Genomic DNA, 20,212 nt, shown 5'->3' on the forward strand with positions numbered 1-20,212 from the left:
GGATGACGCTTCACCCATCCACCGCAGCGCGGTAAACGCGGCGTGGCTTCTCGCTACGACTCAAATGCGTGTGGCGTATACACGGTGGATAGTCACCCGTGGAAAATGCTTCGCAGTTTTCCACCCTACTTTGCTGCGCTGCCGGCTCGGAGGCGATGCGAACGTAGGGTGGATGGCGCTTTATCCATCCACCTGAGCGCTCGTCAGGCCTGGTCGAGTGCCGCAAGCCGCTTGCGCACCGCCGCTTCGATGCCGGCCGCATCCAGGCCGCACTCGGCGAGCATTTCGCTGGGCTTGGCGTGCTCGACGTAGTAGTCGGGCAGGCCCAGATGCAGCATCGGTTTGAGAATGCTTTCGCCAGTGAGGAACTCGGCTACCGCGCTGCCGGCGCCAGCCATGATGCTGTTCTCTTCGATCGTCACCAGCAGCTCGTGGCTGTCAGCCAGTTCGCGCAGCAGGGCTTCGTCCAGCGGTTTGACGAAACGCATGTCGACCACCGTGGCGTCCAGCGCCTCGCCGACCTGCAGCGCCTCCGGCAGCTGCACGCCGAATACCAGAAGTGCGACGTTACTGCCCTCACGGCGCACCACGGCTTTGCCGATCTCCAGCGGCTCCAGTCCCGGCCCGATGGTGGCGTTGGGGCCGCTGCCGCGCGGATAGCGCACCGCGGCCGGGCCTTCGAAGTGGTAGCCGGTGGTGAGCATGCGGCGCATCTCGTTCTCATCGCTGGGTGTCATCACCAGCATGCCGGGGATGCAGCGCAGGTAGGACAGGTCGAAGCTACCAGCGTGGGTTGGGCCGTCTTCGCCGACCAGGCCGGCGCGGTCGATGGCGAACAGCACGTCGAGGTTTTGCACCGCAACGTCGTGGATCAACTGATCGTAGGCGCGCTGGAGGAACGTCGAGTAGATCGCCACCACTGGCTTCATGCCTTCGCAGGCCATGCCGGCCGCCAGCGTCACCGCGTGCTGCTCGGCGATGGCGACATCGAAGTAACGCTGCGGGTAGCGCTCGCTGAAGGCCACCAGGTCCGAACCTTCCTTCATCGCCGGGGTGATGCCGGTCAGGCGCGGGTCGGCGGCGGCCATGTCGCACAGCCACTGGCCGAACACATTGGAGTACTTGGGCCCTGAGGGCTTCTTCGGTTTGACCGGGGCGCCGACCGGCTCCAGCTTGCTGATCGCATGCCAGGTGATCGGGTCGGCTTCGGCGGGGGCGAAGCCCTTGCCCTTCTTCGTCACCACATGGAGGAACTGCGGGCCGTCGAGGTCGCGCATGTTGCGCAGGGTGGCGATCAGCGTCGGCAGGTCGTGGCCGTCGATGGGGCCGATGTAGTTCCAGCCGAGCTCTTCGAACAACGTGCCGGGCACCAGCATGCCCTTGGCGTATTCTTCGGTGCGGCGGGCGATTTCCCAGGCACCCGGCAGGCGCGAGAGGATCTTCTTGCTGCCTTCGCGCATGCTCGAATAGGTGCGGCTGGACAGGATCTTGGCCAGGTAGTTGGACAGCCCGCCGCAGTTGCGCGAGATCGACATGTCGTTGTCGTTGAGCACCACCAGCATGTTGGCGCCGACTTCCGGGGCGTGGTTGAGCGCCTCGAAGGCCATGCCGGCGGTGAGCGCGCCGTCGCCGATCACCGCGATGGACTTGCGCTGCTCGCCTTTCAGACGGGCGGCGACCGCCATGCCCAGGGCGGCGCTGATCGAGGTACTGGAATGACCGACGCCGAAGGTGTCGTACTCGCTCTCCGAGCGGCGCGGGAAGGCGGCCAGGCCGTCCTTCTGACGCAGCGTGGCCATGCGCTCGCGGCGACCGGTGAGGATCTTGTGCGGATAGGCCTGATGGCCGACGTCCCACACCAGCCGGTCGTCCGGGGTGTCGTAGACGTAGTGCAGGGCGATGGTCAGCTCGATCACGCCGAGGCCGGCGCCGAAGTGCCCGCCAGTGTGGCCGACGCTGTACAACAGCTCCTGGCGCAGTTCGTTGGCAAGCTCTTCGAGTTCCGCCTCGCCCAGTCGGCGCAGCTGTTCGGGGGTCGCCGCTCGGTCAAGAACGGGCGTCGCGGGGCGAACCCGAGGGATCTCGTGAAAAGTCTTGGGCATCAGGCGGATCGTTGTTGTTGAAAAAAGAGCGGCAGTTTACCCGATGGGCCCTTCGATAAGAACGGTCCCGGGTCCGGTAGGGGTTTGACTGCTATTTCAGCGAAAGGCTCAGTTGCGTCGTTCGACAATGTAGCGAGCAAGCTCGCGCAACGGCTCGGCGGAGATATCGAACGGGCGCAGCGCGTGCAGTGCCTGGTCGCGCAGTTCCAGGGCATAGGCCTTGGCCGCGTCCATGCCGAGCAGTGCCGGATAGGTGGGCTTGTCCCGGGCGATGTCGGCGCCCTGGTGCTTGCCCAGGGTCGCGGTGTCGCTTTCGACATCGAGAATGTCGTCCTGCACCTGGAAGGCCAGGCCGATGGCGCGTGCGTACTGGCTCAGCGAGGCGAGGTTGTCGGCGTCGGCATGGCCGCTGGCGAGCGCGCCGAGCTGCACGCTGGCTTCGATCAGCGCGCCGGTCTTGTGCCGGTGCATCAGCTCCAGGGCGTCGCGATCGAGCTTGAGCCCGACCGAGCCGAGGTCGATGGCCTGGCCGCCTACCATACCGGCCGGCCCGGCGGCGCGGGCCAGTACGGCGAACATGCGCAGGCGCAGCGTGGCGTCCTGCGGATTGTGCTCGGCCTGGGCCATGGCCTCGAAAGCGAGACTCTGCAGGCCATCGCCGGCGAGGATCGCGCAGGCCTCGTCGAAAGCCTTGTGGGTGGTGGGCTGGCCGCGGCGCAGGTCGTCGTCGTCCATGGCCGGCAGGTCGTCGTGCACCAGCGAGTAGGCGTGGATCAGCTCGACGGCGCAGGCGGCGCCGTCAGCGCTGGCCTTGTCGCCGTTCAGTGCTTCGCAGGCGGCATAGACCAGCAGCGGGCGGACGCGCTTGCCGCCGTTCATCACGCTGTAGCGCATGGCCTGATAGAGGCGTTCGAGCTGCGGCAGCGGCGGGACGAACAGGGTCTCGAGGCAGCCGTCGACGCGCTGCTGACAGCGTTTCTGGTAGTCGCCGATCATCATGCTTCGGGGTCCGACTCGAAGGGGGCTTCCTGCAGGCTGCCGTCGCGTTCCAGCAGAATCTGCACCTTTTGCTCGGCCTGGCTCAGCGCGGCCTGGCAGTCGCGGGTCAGGCCGATGCCCTGTTCGAAGCAGGTCAGTGAGTCTTCCAGCGACAGCTCGCCGCTTTCCAGGCGTTCCACCAGCTGTTGCAGCTCGGCGAGGGATTGTTCGAAATCGAGGGCAGCTTTCTTGCGGGCCATGCGGGAACCTGTCGTCGGCGGCGAGTCGGAAACGGGCGCGACATTAGCAAAGAAACGCCCGCGGCAGCCACAAGGTTCGCCCGCCTGATGTGTATCCAGCGGCGTAAGGTGTCGGGATGCTGCCTGAGGTCAGCGAGCGCTAACCATGCTGCTCGCGCAGGCGTCGAGTGCGCTCGGCGAGCGGCAGCTTCGGGCAGCTGTCGCAGAGCTCGCCATCGGCGCGGCGGAAATGCTGGCAGCAGGCCTTGCGCTGCAAGCCGAGACGGGTGCCGCCATCGGTCAGCTGCACCGCCAGCAGGCCGCTGGCGCCCTGCATGCCGCACGCATCCAGCCAGGCATCGGCGCGACGGCAGAGCTGCAGGTTGCCGCAACCATCGGTCCGTTGCGCGTGCAGCAGCGCGGCCATCACGCAATCCGCGGCGAGGCGTTGCGCCAGCTTCGGATGCAGACCGAGCAACGCACCACAGGCCGCGTGGGTCTGCTCGCAGAACTGGCGGATCTGCTGCCCGGCGTGGCGCAGCAGGCGTTGCGCGTCCGCATGCAGCGGTTGATGGGCCGGCAGGCAGAAACCGGCGACGAAGCCCTGCTGCATACCCTGCGCGATGCCCTCCAGCTCGGGTGACTGGCCATCGAGTTGTACGGCCAGCACCTGCAGATAGATGGGCTGCCAGACCAGCAGCGTCCAGCAGCGCGCGGCCCAGTAATGGCGGCCCGCTTCCGGGTGCGCCGCCTGCCAGTGCGCCAGCAGGGCGGCCAGCGACTGCGGGCGATCCAGCATCAGCTCGTCGGGTCTTGGCGAGCCGACGCGCCCGTCCAGTCCCGGCAGGGCGCTGCGCACCCGCAGCAGCAGGTCGTTCAGCGCCTCGTCATCCGCCCATTGGGTTTCAGCGTTCCGGCGCATAGGGCGCGACGGGGTTTTTCAGGCTGCCGGCGAATTTCAGTGCACCGGCCGGATCGGCCAGATCCAGCATCTGCCGGTTGTTGCCCAGTTGTAGACGGTTCAGGCAGGAGCGGGCGAATTCCTCGGCGAACAGGTCGTAGCGGGCGAACTTGTCGCGCAGCTGAGGCTGGCTGGCCTGGTAGTCGGCGATGCAGTCGGCGACCTGTTGCCAGAAGCGCTGTTCCGGCAGGTCGACCTGCTCATCGAGAATCTGACTGAGGTAGCGGAAGAAGCCGTCGAACACGTCGGTGAAGATCGACAGCACCTTGAGCTCGTCGGGCACCGATACCGCGAGACGGCCTACGGCCTCGGGGATCTGCGCGTCGCCATCGAGAATCACCGCTTCCTCGCCGATGTCCTTCATCAGCACGCGCACCGGCAGGTGATCTTCCAGCACCAGAATCAGGTTCTCGCCATGCGGCATGAACACCAGGTCGTGGGCATAGAAGCAGTGCAGCAGCGGCGTCAGGTAGGCGTTGAGATAGCGGCGCACCCAGCGGTCGGCGGCCAGGCCCGAGGCACTGATCAGCGTTGCCAGCAGGGCGTGTTCGTCGCCGTCGCTGTGCAGCAGCGCGGCCATGGTCATCAGCCGCTGGCCGGGTTGAATGTGGCCATAAGGGCTCTCCCGCCACAGCGCCGAGAGCATCTTGCGATACGGACTGCTGGCCGGCAGTGCCTGCTCGTAATAGGGATTGCGATAGCCGATCGCCGCCACTTCGCGCAGCAACTGGAAGCCGCAGTCGCGCAGCAGCGGGTCGCTGGCCACGCGCTCGGCAAGGTAGGCGTTGATCGCGGGCGTCGCCTGCATGTAGTAGGGCGACAGCCCGCGCATAAAGCCCATGTTGAGGATCGACAGGGCGGTCTTCACGTAGCGCCGCTGTGGCTGGCTCTGGTTGAAGAAGGTGCGGATCGACTGCTGCGCGAGGTAGCGGTCATTGCTCAGGCCGAGATGGACGATCTGCCGGTTGGCGATCTCTGCGGCGAAGCCGATGGCGAGGATGTTGTGCCACTGCCAGGGGTGCGTGGGCATCAGCAGGTAGTCGTCGGGGTCAAGCTGCAGCGCTCGCAGCTGGCTATGAAACACCTCGAGCTGACCACCCAGCTCCTCGCGCAGCAGGGCCGGCTGGTCGAGCCCGTCGATGGCGCTGTAGCTGGCGCGGCTGCGGTGCACGGCAAGCCAGACCAGGCGCACCGGGCTTGCCGCTTCCGGCGCGTAGGCGCGGTAATCCTGAGCGTCGAAGCCCATTCGCCCGTTGTTGGCGACGAAGCCCGGGTGGCCTTCGCGCATGCCAGTCTCGATCTGCTGGAAGTCCGCCAGGGCCAGCTGGGCGGCGCTCAGCGGGCTGTTGGCGAGCTTGTAGGCGCTGCCGAACAGGGTGCTGCTGATCTCGTCGAGGTAGACCGGCAGGTTGTTTTCCGAGATGCCCAGGGTGTCGGCGAACTCGATGATAAAGCTCAGCGCGTCCAGTGGCTGTTGCTGGCCATTGCTGTGCTTCTCGATGGAGTCGGTAACGATGGACCAGTGATCCAGCGCCAGTCGTCGCGCCTTGAAACGGTACTCGGTCGAGCTGTCCGGCACTGCGACGCGGTAGTGACTGTCGCCCAGCGGCTCGGGTCTGAACAACTTCTCGTGGCTGAACTCGGCCAGGGCTTTCTTCAGCAGCAGGCGATTGGCGCGGGCCCAATGTTCGGCCTGCAGGTGTTCGGTGGCCAGGTCGCCGGCGGCGGTTGGCAGGTGCACGAGCTGATTCATTGCGGATTCTCCTGAAGGGTGGCGAGGAACTGCGCGCGGGTGCAGAACGCCAGGCAGGCATCCTTTTCCGGTAGCTGCAGCAGGCGCTGGTAGACGAAGCCGACGCGCTGGTTCAAGGCATGCACCTTGGCGTTGCGCGCATCAGGCTCGACGACGATGCGCCGCGCGAATGGGTCGGCGAACTGGTAGGCGAGGATGCTGCGCATGACTTCCAGGCTGAAGCCGTGCACGGGCTTTTCGCAGGGCGCGAGCAGCAGGTGCATGCCGCGGTCGCCGGGGCGCACCTGGTAGTGGTCGGCGAGGCGGTCATGGGCTGGGTGATAGCCCTCGAAAAGGAACGCGGGTTCGCCGTTGCACATACCGAGGGCAATGTCGCGATGGCAGCTGTGCTGGATCTCGTCGACGTAATTGGCCAGCTGCGCCAGGCTCAAATGGCCCATGGCCCAGAAGCGCGCGTAGTCGCGGCGCAGCCAGTCGTGCAGCAGCGGCAGATGTTCGGCCTGCACGGTCTCGAAATGCATGGCGCCGAGCCTGCAGTAGCGAACGAAGCGCGGACCATCCGCGCGGGAAAGAGCGGTATTCATGATTTGGCTCCACAGAGAGACGCGCTGACTGGTGCTGAAACCAGCAGCCAGCGCAGTACGCAGGCGGTGAGAACGAGGCCGAGGGCGGACAGGAAGAACGGCGCGGCGAGGCCGGCATCACGCACCACCAATCCGGCGAGCCACGACGCGGCGAGCACTCCGAGGTTCTGGAAGATGTTGATCAGGCTGTAGTCGCGGCCGTAGTGCTCCGGCCGGCTGAGGGCGAACAGTCGTGCATCCAGCGCGACGGTGAGCTGATACAGCGCCCAGCCGAACAGCACGCGCCCGGCCAGTACCAGCGGCATCTGCTCGATACCCTGCAGCGCCAGCCCGGACGCGCCCAGCAGCAGCCAGGCGGTCAGGTGCTGCCCGGCGTGGTAATGCAGGGCGAGGGCGAGCAGCGCCAGCATGCCGGGAATGGCGTAGACCAGGCCGGTGATCCAGCTGGCCTGGGGCCCACCGAGCTGCTCCCAGTACACCGTGAAGAACGGCCGCGCCAGGTAGATGCAGAAGTAGAACGCCAGCATCAGCAGGCACAGCCGGGCAATGGCCAGGTGCTCCTCCCGCGGCCGCGGTGGCGTGCCTGCATCGACCCGGGTCGGTTGCGGCGCATGGCGCAACAAGAGCAGGCTGACAGCCATCTGCACGAAGTCCATCAGGCCCATCAGCACGAACATGCGCGCCGGGCTGAGGTAATGCAGCACCCCGCCACCCAGCGTCGCGCCGGCAATCGCACCCAGATGCACCACCACCGAGAGCAGGCCTATGGTGCGCACCTGCTGGTCGGCGCCCACCAGGCCCATCACGTAGGGATACATCAGCAGGTAGCTGGCCTTGAAGGCGATCATCGTCAGCGACACCGGCCAGAACAGCCATTGTTGCTCGATCGCCGCGCAGGCCAGCGCCAGCAGCCCGGCTATCAACTGGCCGAAGATCAGCAGGCGCAGCGGATGCGCATGCCTGGACAGGCGCACCCACAGCGGCAGGGTGAGCATCGCCACCAGGCACACCGCGGCCAGGTACAGCCCGACCTGCTCGCTGCGCAACTCGCCGAAGCGTTCGGTGAAGTACTGCGGATAGAACGGCATCAGCAGGCTGTCGCCGAGCACCGCCAGCAGCGTCATGCCGATCAGCGCGCGACGCAGCGTCATCGCGCCGCCACCGCGCCCTGCGGTGCCAGCGATCGCGGCAGGCTGAACTGCTGGAAGGCGATCTTCGTCTCCACCGCGTAGTGCTCGCGCCCGCAGATCTCGCGCAGGATTGAGGCGTTGCGGTAGCAGCCCATGCCGAGATCCGGCGTGACCAGACCGTGATCGACGAGCCCGGCGTTCTGAACGAAGACCTCGCCGCCGTTGCGGTCGATGCTGTAGTTGCGCGCCACGGCAAAGCGCTCCGGCGCCTGCCAGGCGATGCGCTCGGCTATCGGCTGGATGCAGCGCGGCAGGCGGTACTGATACCCGCTGGCCATCACCAGTGCGTCGCAGCGGTGGCGATAGCTCTGCTCCAGTTCGTGCTGGAAGAACTCCAGCTCCAGCGTGCCATCGCCCAGGCGCTGGCAGCGGCGCAGCTCGGCGTTGGTCAGCAGCTGAGTCGGTACCTCGCCCTTGAGGCTCTGGTTGTACAGCTCGTCGTAGATGGCGTTGATCAGCGTGGCGTTGATGCCCTTGTACAGGCCCTTCTGACTGTCGATGAGCTTTTCCCGGGTGCTGCGAGGCAGGCTATGGAAGTAGTCGATGTACTCCGGGCTGGTCATTTCCAGCGTCAGCTTGGTGTATTCCAGCGGGAAGAAGCGCGGCGCGCGGGTGATCCAGTTCAGCTGGTAGTCGTGGCGGTCGATTTCCTGCAACAGGTCGTAGTAGATCTCCGCCGCGCTCTGGCCGCTGCCGACCACGGTAATCGAGCGCTTGCCCTGCAGGCGCGGCTTGTCCTGCAGGTAGTTGCCGCTGTGGCTGACGTGCTCGGCCAGTGCCTCGCAACAGGGCGGCAGATGGGGCGTGGTGCCGGTGCCGAGCACCAGACGGCGGGTGAGGAACTCGAAGCCCTCGCCGCTACGCGTGTGCACGCCGCGCACCCGGTAGCAGCGGCGCTCGTCGAGGTAGTCGACGTGCTGGACGAAGTGCTCGAAGCGCAGGCTGTCGAGCTGCTCGACCACCCACTGGCAGTACTGGTTGTACTCGCGGCGCATCAGGAAGAAGTCTTCCTTGATGTAGAAGGCGTACAGCCGCCCGACCTGCTTGGCGTAGTTGAGAAAGCTGAAGCGACTGGTGGGGTCGGCCAGGGTCACCAGGTCGGCCATGAACGGCGTCTGCAGGGTGGCGCTGTCGAGCATCATGCCGGGATGCCAGTTGAAGCCCTCGGCGCGGTCGAGAAACAGGCAATCGAGCCCGTCGATGGGTTCGGCCAGGCAGGCCAAGCCGAGGTTGAACGGGCCAATGCCGATGCCAATGAAGTCATACATCTTGTTCATGTGCGATCTCCTTACTGGTTGGCGGCGGTGGGTAGGCCGTCGAGCAGGCGAGTGCCGTGGCCGCGAATCAGCTCGACGATGGTGCGCAGGTCGTCCAGCGTGGTTTCCGGGTTGAGCAGGGTGAACTTGAGGTACTGCCGGCCCTTGACCACGGTGGCGGCGATGACCGCCGCGCCGGAGCGGAAGATCGCCTTGCGGATTTCGCGGTTGATCTCGTCCAGGCGCTCGTCGGCCACACCTGGGGCGACGAAACGGAACACCAGCGTGCTCAGGCGCGGGGCGAAGACCTCGAAGGCCGGGTCCTCGGCGAGCAGACGATGGGTGTCGGCAGCGCGGTCGATGACCTCCTCGAACATCGCGCCGATGTGTTCGGCGCCGAGGATGCGCAGGGTCAGCCAGAGTTTCAGCGCGTCGAAGCGGCGGGTGGTCTGGATGCTCTTGTTGACCAGGTTCGGCGTGCCCTCGCGGGTCTGGCTGCGCGGATTGAGGTAGTCGGCGTGGTGGGTGATGTAGCTCAGGTGCTGACGCTGGCGGACGAAGAAGCCGCTGCAGCTGACCGGCTGAAAGAACGACTTGTGATAGTCGACGGTGACCGAGTCGGCGTGCTCGATGCCGGCCAGCCAGTCGCGGTAGCGCAGTGCGACCAGCAGGCCGCCACCGTAGGCGGCATCCACATGCAGCCAGACGCCATAGTGCTGGCAAAGCGCGGCGATCTCCGGCAGCGGGTCGATGCTGCCGAAGTCGGTGGTGCCGGCGGTGGCGACCACGGCCATGGGCAGCTCGCCCAGGCGCTGACAGTCCGCCAGGGCCTGGGCCAGCGCCGCTACGCTCATGCACTGGGCGCTGTCGGTTTCGATGCTGCGTACCGCGTCGTAGCCCAGACCCAGCAGCGCGGCGGATTTCTGCACGCTGAAGTGGCTGGCGCGGGAGGCGAAGATGCGCAGCCCGGCGGCCTCGGCCGGGAGACCATGACGCAGGTTGCCGCCGTGACCGGGCAAACGGTTGCAGACGTGCTCTCGGGCCAGCAGCAGCCCCATCAGGTTGGACTGGGTGCCGCCGCTGGTGAACACGCCGTCGGCCTGGCTGCCAAGGCCGATGCGCGTGCAGGTCCAGTCGATCAGGCGTTGTTCGATCAGCGTCCCGCCGGCGCTCTGGTCCCAGGTGTCCAGCGACGAATTGAGCGACGACACCAGCACTTCGGCGAGCAGCGCCGGCAACACCACCGGGCAGTTGAGGTGGGCGACGTAGCGCGGATGGTGGAAGTACACCGCGTCGCGCAGATAAAGCTGATCCAGTTCGCGCAGCGCGGCGCCGGCATCGCCCAGTGGGCGCTCCAGATCGACGCGTTCGAAATCGGCGGCCAGTTCCTGCGGAAGGATGCCGCTGAACGGCTGCTGCTGGCGCTGCAGACACTGCTGCACCAAGTTCAGCCCCTGCTGCATGAGCTGGCGGTAGTCATCGTGATTGCTGCGGGTGAACAGCCCGTTGCTGACGGGGCCGGGGGCGAAGGGCACTACGGTACTGGACGTGGTCATGCACATTCCTCGGGCCGAGCGCGGCCGCGACCCGGAGCGGGCCGTTTTCGCGGCTTCGGTGGTTTCTTGTCTGGCGGCTGGACCGCACGAAAGCATCTGCGAGGATGCTGGTTAGTCGAGAATAAATCTCAATTGCGCAAGGGCACAGGCAAGACGAATTAGCGCGGAAAAACCATTACGGCGTCGAAGAAAAAAGTTACGGCCGCTCCAGCCGCTGGCGCGCCTTGGCCAGCTGGGCGATCACGGTATTCACCGAGATGCCAAGGCGTCCGGCTATCTCGGCCTGGCTGAGACCTTCCAGCCGGGCCAGTTCGAACACCTCGCGGCAACGCGGCGGCAGGTCATCGAGCTGGCGCAGCACGCATTGCAACGCGCAGTGGTTTTCAACCAGAGCGCAGGGATCGGCCTGCACGGCTTCGATCAGTTCCAGCGGTGCCTCGTCGCTGACACCGACAAGCGCGCGATGGCGCAGGGCATCACGCAAGAGGTTGGTGGCGATGCGAAAGAGATAGGCCTTGGGATTGTCGAGACGTTGCTCGGGCATGACCTGGGCGAGCTTCAGCCAGGCATCCTGCGCCAGGTCCTCGGCCAGCGCGCGGCGGCCGCCGAGGCGCGTGAGATGGGCGACCAGTTGCTGCCGATGATGGACGTAACACTGCAGGCAGGAATCGGAAATCTTGTTGTTGTCGCGCATGGGAGCGTGCCACCGAGAGGGGCAACGAAACTATCCCAGATGCGAACTGTTCGCAATTGCAGGCTTAATGCTGGCACGCCGGTCGGTGCTTATCCGTCCAGCGGCAGCTGCAGGTTGATCGGTCGGCCATTCTGCTGCAGGCGGCACTGCGCGGCCGGCTGCGGCCGTGCGTAGTGGAATCCCTGCAAGCTGGGGCAGCCGTTGAGGCGCAGGAACGCCGCCTGGCGTTCGTTCTCCACGCCTTCGGCGACCACGTGCAGGCCGAGGTGGCTGGCCATGGTGAGGATGCCGCGCACCAGCGCGACCGACTGTTCGCTATCCGGCAGTCCGCTGACGAACTCGCGGTCGATCTTGATGCCATCGAAGCGGAAGCGCTGCAGGTAGGTCAGCGAGGCATAGCCGGTGCCGAAGTCGTCGAGCAGCAGCGGCAGCCCGGCAGCCTTCAGGCGGGTAAGCGTTTGCTGAACGTGCTCGTCGGCTTCGAGTAGCGCGCTTTCGGTGATCTCCAGCTCCAGCATGTTCGCCGAGGCGCCTTCTTCTTCGAGAATCTCCAGCAGGCTGCCAGCCAGATCGGCCTGCTTGAAATCCAGCGGCGAGAGGTTGACCGCGATGCGCAGCGAGTAGCCCTGGGCATGCCAGCGACAGGCCTGGCGGCAGGCTTCACGGAACACCCAGCGCGTCGCCTCTATGATCATGCCGCTATCCTCCAGCACCGGGATGAACTCGCTCGGTGGCACCAGGCCGCGTTCGGGCGAGTCCCAGCGCAGCAGGGCCTCCATGACTTCCGGTTCGCCCTGGGAGTTCACCTGGGCTTGGTAGTGCAGGACGAATTCCTCACGGTCCAACGCGCGGCGTAGCGCTTGTTCCAGCACCCTGCGGCTAGCGGCAGCCTGGCTAAGCGCTTCGTTGTAGACCACTGTGCAATTGCGGCCGGCGTCCTTGGCTGCATACAGCGCCAGGTCCAATTGCTTGAGGAGGTCAGTGGCGCTGTGCCTGTCGTTGCTGACGGTTATTCCGATGCTGGGGCTGACGAAACATTCGTATTGGCCAATGCGCACCGGTGCCTGGAAACCGTCGATGATGCGTCGTGCCAGCTCTTCGGCGCTGGCGATGTCATTGCCATCGAGCAGCAGCATGAACTCGTCACCGCCGGTTCGCGACAGCAGCGCATGCTCGGGCATCAGTTGGCCGAGGCGATCGCCAATCTGTACCAGCAGCTTGTCGCCGACTTCATGACCGAGGCTGTCGTTGATGCGTTTGAAGTGATCGAGATCGAGATAGAGCATGCTCACGGGCAGCCGCGCAGCTAACAATTGCTCCAGCCGCTGCAACAGGTAGTTGCGATTAGCCAATTGCGTAAGCGGGTCGAAGTGGGCGAGAAAGCGCAGCCGCTGCTCGGCACGTAGCCGGTCGCTGATGTCGCGCAACAGCACCAGGAAGTGTCTTTCTCCGTGGCGTTGAAAAGGCGTGCAGCTGATCTCCAGCGGCACTTCCTGATCGTTGCGGCGCCCGGTCAGCTCGAGTGCAGTATTGGGCGGTGTGCTGAGCACGCGGGCGGTGGCGTCGCTCTCTATCAGGCGGTCACTTGGCAGGTTGCCCCGAAGTTCGTCGGGGTTGCAGCCGAACAAGGCCGCTGCCGCCGGGTTGGCTTGCAGCACGCGAAGTTCGCTATCGACAACCAGCATGCCGATCGGCGCCGTGTCGACCAGGTCGCGAAACAACCGCTCGCTTTCGGTGACGGCCAGTTGGCGCTCATGCAGCTGGCTCATCATCCGAGTCAGCGTCCTGGCCAGCCGGCCGATCTCATCGCGTCCGCCGACGTCAAGGCTTTGCGGTTGCTGATCAATGGCGAACTGGCGCGCCGCCTCGTCGATACGGGCTAGGCGTCGTGTCAGCAGGCGGCCGTAAAGCCGGTTAAGGATCAGTCCGAGCAGTAACAGAAGAGTCAGTGTCTGGGCCAGATAGAACCAGGCGTCACGTTTGGTCTGCGCGAGCATCGGCGTGAAGTCGTATTCGGCCAGCAGCGCTTCGCGCACCGGCGTGCCGTTCTGCGCGACGCGGTCCAGTGGGTAGATCGCCAGCTGTCGCGCGCCTTCGCCGGCCCAGGCGGGACGACCGCTGTCGACATGGGACTTGAGCGCGGCGGCGTCGATCAGCTCCAGGCGCTCGGCGGTCAGGCCCAGCCGGGTGGTGGCGATTATCTGCAGGTCAGGGCCGATCACCATCGCCCAGCGCACCCCCTCCAGGCTCGCCAGGTCGGCCAGCTCCGTCTCCAGCTCGGCGTTGCGCCCCAGCCGGCGATGGTCGCTCAGGCTGCTCTGCAGCAGGGCGAGGTGCTGTGCAGTGTGGTCGCGCCAGTCGGTAAGCGTTTCCTCGATGCGCGTCGGCAGGTGCCAGGTGGTCAAGAGCACCGTGAACATCAGGCCGAAGATGCCCAGCAGCAGGGGCAGCGATTTTCGCAGCGACAGTCTTGTCAGCATTCGAGCACCTCACAGCGGGGGGCCAGCCCCTCATGCCGGATGTTGTTCAGCAGTTGTCGTTCGCTCATGTACCGGCTCAGGCGCTTGATGCTGCGGCGCAGCTGGCCGTCATGGAGCCATTCGCGATTAACCGCAGGGTCGCCCATGAGCAGACCGTCGAGAGTGACCTGCAGCGCAGCGGGCGTCAGGCCCAGGCGTGCGAGCAGGCGCGGGTCGGTTTCGTTGCGATGATCCTGCCAGGCGCGCAGGGCGTCGAACCAGAGTGCCCTGAGACGCCTGCGCTGCTCGGGATTGACGCGCTGGCGGTCGACCACCAAGACGTCGACGATCTCGCCGGGCAGTTGGCGGCTGTCGAAGATGCGGCGCGCGCCGCTGGCCTCCAGCGCCGGCCCTTCCGAGGCGAAGGTGATGACCGCATCGACACGGCCGGCGGCATACGCCTCGACCTGCTCATGCACCGGCAGGCTGACCACCTCCAAGTCTGCAATGGTCAGCTGCGTCTGATCCAGCACACGGGAAAGGAAATAGGCACCAAGCGCAGTGTTCTCCACGCCGATTCGCTGGCCACGCAGGTCGTCGAGGGTGGCTATCGGCGCGCGGGCGAAGAGGACGTCCGCGCCGGCGGAGACGCTCGCGATCAGGACGATCTCCAGATTCAGATCGGAGCTCGCCTGCAGCAGCAGCGTTTCGTCCAGGGTGAGCATGGCCGCATCTAGCATGCCGTTGCGGAAACCGCGCAATACGCCGGTGGTGGTTGGGTACTCAACCAGGCGAATGCCGCTTGGAGCCGTCCATCGAAATTCGTCTGCCAGATACAACGGTGCATAGCCAAGCCAGCGGTTACTGCCGACCCGGATATTGTCCGGGTCGGGCTGACAGCCGAGCAAGACGATGAACGTCATCAATAGTATTGAGCCCCGGACCATTCGATCACTCCGTGATACCTGAATGCCACCATAGCGAAACCGTACGGTCACGGGAATCCCTGCTAAAGCAGTGGGTATTCCCACCGAGTGCAGTAGAGACCTCGCCGTTGACGCGATGACCTGGGTTCGCAGTGCCTGCTGCGCGGGCGTGGCAGCTGAGCTGCGACAACGTGTCCGGCGGGCACAAGCGCGCGTCTGGTAGCTTCCAGAACAAGAACTTCGCGTAGGACGCGACGGAGCGGAAGCTTGAAACGCAAGGCAGGACTACTGGCGGCACTCATATTGACCCTGACGCTGGTGCCAATGTGGGTCTTCGTTATCAATGAGATAAAGCACGAGCGCGTCCTCGCTACGGACGCCGCGCGCAACGACGCGATGAACCTGGCCACCGCCTTCGAGGCGCATGTGCACAGCGTGATAAGACTGATGGATACCGTGCTCCTGGATATGCGCGAAGACGTGCTGGAGCACGCCGATTTCGCCAGTTATGTGGACGAGGAGCTGGCTGTCTATGGCAATTTCCTCACGCAACTGGCAGTGATCGACAAGGACGGCCGACTGGTTTTTTCCAACCTCGACGCGAATATCAAGCCTGTGGATCTAAGTGATCGCGAGCATTTCCGCGTACATCGGGACCACCCCGGGGAAGACCGCCTGTTCATCAGCAAGCCGGTGCTGGGCAGGGTGTCGAAACAGTGGACCATCCAGTTCACTCGTCCCATTCATCAAGACGGTGAATTCGCCGGCGTTCTGGTGCTCTCCATTCCCACCAGCTTCTTCGCTGACTACTACCAGCAGATAAACGTGGGCCCCAATGGCAGCATCGCGCTGGTTGGCACTGATCGCAGCTTGCGTGCGATTGCCGCGGGAGCGCCCGTCGTCGGTCGTTACGGGCGTTTCAAGGTGCCGGAAGACAAGCCCTATTTCGATCCGAATGCCCCTGCGCGCGGTTATTACGAAGGGGTGAGCGCGATCGATGGTGAGTATCGCCTGGGTGCCTACCGGCGGCTCGCCGATGATGGGGTCGTGGTCGTTGTGCTGTTGTCACCGAAGGATTTCATGGCTGCGTTCGATGAGCGCCGGGAGCTGCTGATTGCCTCGGCTGGCATCATCTCGCTGCTGCTGGCGGCGGTCGCACTGCTGATATTTGTCCTGAGCAACCGCTATTTCCAGAGCACGGAAAAGCTGCGTCAGGCTCACGATCAACTGGCGCAGCTGGCCAATACCGATGTGCTGACGGGGGTGAGCAGCCGTCGATCGTTCCTGACCGGCCTGGAGGCCGAGCTTGCCCGGGCTCGCCGCCACGATGAAAGCCTCAGCCTGCTGATGCTCGACATCGACCACTTCAAACGCGTCAACGATGTGCACGGCCATCCGATCGGCGACGCGGTACTCAAGCAGTTCACTGCGACATGCGCCAGCATGCTGCGCGCGCACGATCTGTTCGGCCGTCTCGGTGGAGAGGAGTTTGCAATTGCACTGCCGCATACAGATCCCGACGGCGCACGCAGTGTGGCTGAGAAGATTCGCATGGCCATCGAGCAGGCGCCATTGACGACCGCAGCGGGCAACATCGAGATCACGGTTAGCATCGGCGTGGCCCAGACGCAGGCCGGGCAGCATGAGATTGATCAGTTGATCGCGTGGGCGGACAAGGCGCTCTATGACGCCAAGCACGGAGGTCGAAACCAGGTTCGCGTCGGCCGCCCGGAGGACGAAGCGGAAGGCTAAATCGCGGACAATAAAAAAGCCGGCTTGTGGCCGGCTTTTCTTCAGTGCTTCGACTTACTTCTGGTAAGCCTCGGCAGCTTTGATGATGGCGGCACGGGCGGCGTCGGCGCCTTCCCAGCCTTCGACCTTGACCCACTTGCCCTTCTCGAGATCCTTGTAGTTCTCGAAGAAGTGCTTGATCTGCTCGATCAGCAGCGGCGGCAGGTCGGTGTATTCCTTCACGTCCACGTACAGCTGGGTCAGCTTGTCGTGCGGAACGGCGATCAGCTTGGCGTCGCCGCCGGCTTCGTCGGTCATGTTCAGTACGCCGACCGGACGGCAGCGGATGACCGAACCCGGGGCAACCGGGTAGGGGGTCACGACCAGCACGTCGAGGGGGTCGCCGTCATCGGCCAGGGTGTGCGGAATGAAACCGTAGTTGGCCGGATAGAACATCGGGGTGGCCATGAAGCGGTCGACGAACAGGCAGTCGGTGTCGTGATCGATCTCGTACTTGATCGGCGCGTGGTTGGCCGGGATCTCGATGGCGACGTAGATGTCGTTCGGCAGGTCTTTGCCAGCCGGGACTTTGCTGTAGCTCATGAACGATGGGCTCCTGATCGGCCAGCGCGGCCTGGGGGCGGAAAAAGTGGGCGCGATTATAGGCGCAATGTCGCGTGCAATGCACGCCGGCTTCGACGCGCCCGGCCTACGCAGGTTCCCGGTAATCGGGATGTTCGGCCTGCAGGCGTTGCAAGCGCGCCAGCGGGTCCTGCCGATAGAAGTCCGCCAGCTGCGCGTAGACCTCGGGAAAGGCCCGATGCAGCACGTCGGGCGCGCTGAAGAAATACTCGCTGGTAACGGCGAAGAACTCTGCCGGGCTCTCGGCGGCGTAGGGGTCGATCGGCGTCTCGGCATCCTGGTTGGCGTCGAGCATGCGGTCGAGCTGGTCGTAGGCGCGCTGCATGGCGCTGGCCCAGGCGTCGATGCGCATCTGCCGGTGCAGCGGCGGCAGGCCGTTGGCGTCGCCGTTGAGCATGTCCAGCTTGTGCGCCAGTTCGTGGATCACCAGATTGTAGGCCTCCCAGCCACCGCTCTGCTGTACCCCAGGCCACGCGAGGATTACCGGGCCCTGCAGCCAGGCTTCGCCGCTGTGTTCGCCATCCCATTCATGCTCCACGCCGGCGGCATCGCGGTGCTTCTGCGGGCTCAGGAAGTCGTCCGGGTAGATCACGATTTCGTGAAAGCCGCGATACCAGCCGAGATCGGCCAGGTGCAGCAGTGGCAGTTGCGCCTGTAGCGCCAGGCGCAGGCGGTCCTGGGGTTGCAGCTCGACGCCCGCCAGCGGCGTCAGCCGCTTTTCATGCAGGAACAGCACAGCGCGCTCACGCAGGCGGTTCAACTCGTCCTCGCTCAGGCCATCGAGAATCGGCAGGCTGTCGAGCACCTGCTGCCACAGCTCCGGTGTAACCGGATTGCGGGCAAGGATACGTTTGCGCTGCCAGGCGCGAATGGACCACATGACAGAGGCTCCAGCTAAGTGGGCGCTCACCATAAGCGTGGCGGCCGGGAGCGGGCAAGCAGCACGCAGGCGAGTGGCAAATGGCGGATTGTCGGGCCCCTGCTACGGTAAACGTGCCGGCAAGTTCTGCCCGGTGAATTCTTGCGTCGGCATGCCTGGCAGCAGACGGCGCAGTACGAGGAGCAAGTAATGAGTGAACACAGCGGCCGCGAGGCCCTCTCCCTGATCAATCCGCCCGGCCTGTACGACCCGACGCCCAACGGCTACTCCCACGTGGCTGTGCTGCCACCCGGCGCGCGGATGGCGTTCATCGCCGGGCAGGGTGGTGAGACGGCAAACGGTCAATTGTCGGCCGATTTTCGCGAGCAGGTGCGCCAGGCCCTGAGCAATCTGTGCCTCGCAATTGGCGCCGCGGGCGGCACGCCGGCGCAGATCGCCAAGCTTGGCGTGCTGATCGTTGAGCACAGTGAGGCGCGCCTGCACGTCTTCGGCGAAGAGCTGCAGCGTGCACTGGGGTCGGGACCGAAGCCTGCGTGCACGCTGATCCCGGTGCCACGTCTGGCGCTCGACGGCATGCTGTTCGAGATCGAGGCTGTGCTGCTGCTGGACGCGAAATAGTCCGAGTACCGCCGGTCGGCGCGTCACGGGACTGTCAAGCGTGGTGGGTACATCAGGAGCACTACCCACTCGCAAGGAGACTCCGTCATGACCGTTCCGGATCACAAGCGCCGCCAACTGCTGCAGGGCATCGGCGCCGGCCTGGCCCTGCCGGCCCTGGGCGTTGCGCCCGCCATCATCGCCGCGCCGCGCGCACGCCCGCAGATGCTCGACGGCGTGCAGGCCGGCGACGTGGCGGAGGATCGCGCGCTGATCTGGAGCCGCTGCGATCGGCCCGGGCGGCTGATCGTCGAGTGGGATACGCGCAGCCGTTTCGGCAATCCGCGGCGCATGGTTTCGTCGATCACCGATGCCGGCCAAGACTTCACCGCCCGCGTCGACTTGCGTGGGCTACCGGCGGATCAGTCGATCTTCTACCGCGCGTGCTTCGAAGATGCCCGCAGCGGCATGCTCAGCGAGCCCTGGCTAGGCCATCTGCGCAGCGCGCCAAAGCGGCCGCGCAACATCCGCTTCGTCTGGGGCGGCGACACCTGCGGCCAGGGTTACGGCATCAACCCGGACTTCGGCGGCATGCGCATCTACGAAAGCATGCGCATGCGCCGGCCGGACTTTTTCCTGCACAGCGGCGACGTGATCTACGCCGACGGGCCGATCCCCGCCGAAGTGACCGCCGAGGACGGCAGCATCTGGCGCAACCTGGTCACCGAAGAGAAAAGTAAGGTTGCCGAGACGCTGCACGAGTTTCGCGGCAACTACCGTTACAACCTGCTGGACGAAAACCTGCGCGCCTTCAACGCCGAGGTGCCGCAGATCTGGCAGTGGGACGATCACGAGGTGACGAACAACTGGTCGCCGAGCAAGGAGCTGGACGACCGTTACCAGCAGGTGCGTGACATCGACACCCTGGTGCAGCGCGCCCGCCAGGCCTATCTCGAATACGCGCCGATGCGCATGGCCCGCGGCGACACCCAGGGGCGCATCTACCGCAAGGTCAGCTATGGGCCGCTGCTGGATGTGTTCGTGCTGGACATGCGCAGCTACCGCGGGCCGAACACCCACAACCTGCAGGCTGAGCAGGGCGCCGACACCGCGTTCCTCGGCCGCGAGCAACTGCGCTGGCTCAAGCGCGAGCTGCGGGCCTCTCGCGCAACCTGGAAGGTCATCGCCGCCGACATGCCCATCGGACTGCACGTGCCGGATGGCCCGCGCTGGGAAGCGATTGCCAACGGCCATGATGGCGAGGCGCTCGGCCGCGAGCTGGAAATCGCCGAGTTGCTGACCTTTATCCAGCGCGCGCGGGTGCGCAATACCGTCTGGCTGACCGCCGATGTGCACTACTGCGCGGCGCATCATTACCACCCCAATCGCGCGGCCTTCCAGCAGTTCGAACCATTCTGGGAATTTGTCGCCGGCCCGCTGAATGCCGGCAGCTTCGGGCCGAACCCGCTGGACGCCACCTTTGGTCCGGAGGTCGTGTTCCAGAAGGCCCCGGCGACCGCGAATAGCTCGCCGCGGGCGGGCTTCCAGTTTTTCGGTGAGGTGGAGATCGACGCGCAGACCGCTGCGTTGCAGGTCAGTCTGCGCGACATCGACGGCGCGGTGGTCTACAGCCAGACGCTGGAGCCCTGGCAGCGGGCCTGATG

The 20,212-nt window shown here is 65.3% G+C and carries 17 protein-coding genes; 3 read left to right on the forward strand and 14 right to left on the reverse strand.

The features are described 5' to 3' along the window. Window positions 1–203 precede the first annotated feature (203 nt). From dxs to CXK91_RS11505, 12 genes are all read right to left on the reverse strand, one after another. Window positions 204–2,102 (reverse strand): 1-deoxy-D-xylulose-5-phosphate synthase, encoded by a 1,899-nt coding sequence (gene dxs, locus CXK91_RS11450; RefSeq protein WP_103456199.1) that lies wholly within the window; start codon window positions 2,100–2,102, stop codon window positions 204–206. A gap of 108 nt (window positions 2,103–2,210) precedes the next feature. After that, complete coding sequence (locus CXK91_RS11455) at window positions 2,211–3,098, reverse strand: polyprenyl synthetase family protein (protein ID WP_103456467.1); 888 nt, start codon at window positions 3,096–3,098, stop codon at window positions 2,211–2,213. Beyond that, window positions 3,098–3,340, reverse strand: coding sequence for an exodeoxyribonuclease VII small subunit (locus CXK91_RS11460; protein WP_003283056.1), 243 nt, complete (start codon window positions 3,338–3,340; stop codon window positions 3,098–3,100). The genes CXK91_RS11455 and CXK91_RS11460 overlap by 1 nt, the downstream gene beginning before the upstream one ends. 139 nt (window positions 3,341–3,479) lie before the next feature. Then, on the reverse strand, window positions 3,480–4,241 hold the full coding sequence (locus CXK91_RS11465) for a siderophore ferric iron reductase (RefSeq protein ID WP_103456200.1): 762 nt from the start codon (window positions 4,239–4,241) through the stop codon (window positions 3,480–3,482). Beyond that, window positions 4,225–6,033: an IucA/IucC family protein gene (locus tag CXK91_RS11470; RefSeq protein ID WP_103456201.1), complete on the reverse strand. Its 1,809-nt coding sequence runs from the start codon at window positions 6,031–6,033 to the stop codon at window positions 4,225–4,227. The genes CXK91_RS11465 and CXK91_RS11470 overlap by 17 nt, the downstream gene beginning before the upstream one ends. After that, window positions 6,030–6,617, reverse strand: coding sequence for a GNAT family N-acetyltransferase (locus tag CXK91_RS11475; RefSeq protein ID WP_103456202.1), 588 nt, complete (start codon window positions 6,615–6,617; stop codon window positions 6,030–6,032). Before CXK91_RS11475 ends, CXK91_RS11470 begins: the two co-directional genes overlap by 4 nt. Next, window positions 6,614–7,768 carry an MFS transporter gene (locus tag CXK91_RS11480; protein WP_103456203.1) on the reverse strand — a complete coding sequence of 385 codons (1,155 nt, stop codon included), beginning with the start codon at window positions 7,766–7,768 and terminating at the stop codon, window positions 6,614–6,616. The genes CXK91_RS11475 and CXK91_RS11480 overlap by 4 nt, the downstream gene beginning before the upstream one ends. Further along, the gene (locus CXK91_RS11485; protein ID WP_103456204.1) at window positions 7,765–9,084 is read right to left on the reverse strand and encodes a lysine N(6)-hydroxylase/L-ornithine N(5)-oxygenase family protein; all 1,320 of its coding nucleotides are present in this window, start codon (window positions 9,082–9,084) and stop codon (window positions 7,765–7,767) included. The genes CXK91_RS11480 and CXK91_RS11485 overlap by 4 nt, the downstream gene beginning before the upstream one ends. Window positions 9,085–9,095: 11 nt before the next feature. Next, window positions 9,096–10,619, reverse strand: coding sequence for a pyridoxal phosphate-dependent decarboxylase family protein (locus CXK91_RS11490; RefSeq protein WP_103456205.1), 1,524 nt, complete (start codon window positions 10,617–10,619; stop codon window positions 9,096–9,098). Between the two features lie 196 nt (window positions 10,620–10,815). Next, entirely contained in the window at window positions 10,816–11,313 is a 498-nt protein-coding gene (locus CXK91_RS11495) for an RNA polymerase sigma factor (protein WP_103456206.1), read from the reverse strand. A gap of 89 nt (window positions 11,314–11,402) precedes the next feature. Next, complete coding sequence (locus CXK91_RS11500) at window positions 11,403–13,793, reverse strand: putative bifunctional diguanylate cyclase/phosphodiesterase (protein ID WP_103456207.1); 2,391 nt, start codon at window positions 13,791–13,793, stop codon at window positions 11,403–11,405. Then, window positions 13,787–14,719: an ABC transporter substrate-binding protein gene (locus CXK91_RS11505; RefSeq protein ID WP_103456208.1), complete on the reverse strand. Its 933-nt coding sequence runs from the start codon at window positions 14,717–14,719 to the stop codon at window positions 13,787–13,789. The genes CXK91_RS11500 and CXK91_RS11505 overlap by 7 nt, the downstream gene beginning before the upstream one ends. A gap of 246 nt (window positions 14,720–14,965) precedes the next feature. Here CXK91_RS11505 and CXK91_RS11510 point away from each other — a divergent pair, with 246 nt between their 5' ends. Further along, window positions 14,966–16,450, forward strand: a complete 1,485-nt coding sequence (locus tag CXK91_RS11510) for a sensor domain-containing diguanylate cyclase (RefSeq protein WP_041015945.1) — start codon at window positions 14,966–14,968, stop codon at window positions 16,448–16,450. Between the two features lie 54 nt (window positions 16,451–16,504). On the opposite strand, the gene ppa is transcribed toward CXK91_RS11510, so the two are convergent. Both ppa and CXK91_RS11520 read right to left on the reverse strand, forming a co-directional pair. Further along, the gene (gene ppa / locus CXK91_RS11515; protein WP_014819027.1) at window positions 16,505–17,032 is read right to left on the reverse strand and encodes an inorganic diphosphatase; all 528 of its coding nucleotides are present in this window, start codon (window positions 17,030–17,032) and stop codon (window positions 16,505–16,507) included. Window positions 17,033–17,138: 106 nt separating this feature from the next. Continuing rightward, the gene (locus CXK91_RS11520) at window positions 17,139–17,951 is read right to left on the reverse strand and encodes a zinc-dependent peptidase (protein ID WP_103456209.1); all 813 of its coding nucleotides are present in this window, start codon (window positions 17,949–17,951) and stop codon (window positions 17,139–17,141) included. 189 nt (window positions 17,952–18,140) lie between these two features. Here CXK91_RS11520 and CXK91_RS11525 point away from each other — a divergent pair, with 189 nt between their 5' ends. Together CXK91_RS11525 and CXK91_RS11530 are read left to right on the forward strand one after the other, a co-directional pair. Beyond that, on the forward strand, window positions 18,141–18,569 hold the full coding sequence (locus CXK91_RS11525; RefSeq protein WP_103456210.1) for a RidA family protein: 429 nt from the start codon (window positions 18,141–18,143) through the stop codon (window positions 18,567–18,569). Between the two features lie 87 nt (window positions 18,570–18,656). Next, entirely contained in the window at window positions 18,657–20,210 is a 1,554-nt protein-coding gene (locus CXK91_RS11530; protein WP_103456211.1) for an alkaline phosphatase D family protein, read from the forward strand. The last annotated feature ends 2 nt before the right edge of the window (window positions 20,211–20,212 follow it).

The sequence above is a fragment of the Stutzerimonas stutzeri genome (genome assembly GCF_002909485.1).
Taxonomy (GTDB): Bacteria; Pseudomonadota; Gammaproteobacteria; order Pseudomonadales; family Pseudomonadaceae; genus Stutzerimonas; species Stutzerimonas stutzeri_AH.

Excerpts from the sequence above, each read along its gene's own strand:
- dxs (WP_103456199.1), bottom strand. The coding sequence starts at position 2,102 with ATGCCCAAGACTTTTCACGAGATCCCTCGGGTTCGCCCCGCGACGCCC.
- CXK91_RS11455 (WP_103456467.1), bottom strand. The coding sequence starts at position 3,098 with ATGATCGGCGACTACCAGAAACGCTGTCAGCAGCGCGTCGACGGCTGC.
- CXK91_RS11460 (WP_003283056.1), bottom strand. The coding sequence starts at position 3,340 with ATGGCCCGCAAGAAAGCTGCCCTCGATTTCGAACAATCCCTCGCCGAG.
- CXK91_RS11465 (WP_103456200.1), bottom strand. The coding sequence starts at position 4,241 with ATGCGCCGGAACGCTGAAACCCAATGGGCGGATGACGAGGCGCTGAAC.
- CXK91_RS11470 (WP_103456201.1), bottom strand. The coding sequence starts at position 6,033 with ATGAATCAGCTCGTGCACCTGCCAACCGCCGCCGGCGACCTGGCCACC.
- CXK91_RS11475 (WP_103456202.1), bottom strand. The coding sequence starts at position 6,617 with ATGAATACCGCTCTTTCCCGCGCGGATGGTCCGCGCTTCGTTCGCTAC.
- CXK91_RS11480 (WP_103456203.1), bottom strand. The coding sequence starts at position 7,768 with ATGACGCTGCGTCGCGCGCTGATCGGCATGACGCTGCTGGCGGTGCTC.
- CXK91_RS11485 (WP_103456204.1), bottom strand. The coding sequence starts at position 9,084 with ATGAACAAGATGTATGACTTCATTGGCATCGGCATTGGCCCGTTCAAC.
- CXK91_RS11490 (WP_103456205.1), bottom strand. The coding sequence starts at position 10,619 with ATGACCACGTCCAGTACCGTAGTGCCCTTCGCCCCCGGCCCCGTCAGC.
- CXK91_RS11495 (WP_103456206.1), bottom strand. The coding sequence starts at position 11,313 with ATGCGCGACAACAACAAGATTTCCGATTCCTGCCTGCAGTGTTACGTC.
- CXK91_RS11500 (WP_103456207.1), bottom strand. The coding sequence starts at position 13,793 with ATGCTGACAAGACTGTCGCTGCGAAAATCGCTGCCCCTGCTGCTGGGC.
- CXK91_RS11505 (WP_103456208.1), bottom strand. The coding sequence starts at position 14,719 with ATGGTCCGGGGCTCAATACTATTGATGACGTTCATCGTCTTGCTCGGC.
- ppa (WP_014819027.1), bottom strand. The coding sequence starts at position 17,032 with ATGAGCTACAGCAAAGTCCCGGCTGGCAAAGACCTGCCGAACGACATC.
- CXK91_RS11520 (WP_103456209.1), bottom strand. The coding sequence starts at position 17,951 with ATGTGGTCCATTCGCGCCTGGCAGCGCAAACGTATCCTTGCCCGCAAT.
- CXK91_RS11525 (WP_103456210.1), top strand. The coding sequence starts at position 18,141 with ATGAGTGAACACAGCGGCCGCGAGGCCCTCTCCCTGATCAATCCGCCC.
- CXK91_RS11530 (WP_103456211.1), top strand. The coding sequence starts at position 18,657 with ATGACCGTTCCGGATCACAAGCGCCGCCAACTGCTGCAGGGCATCGGC.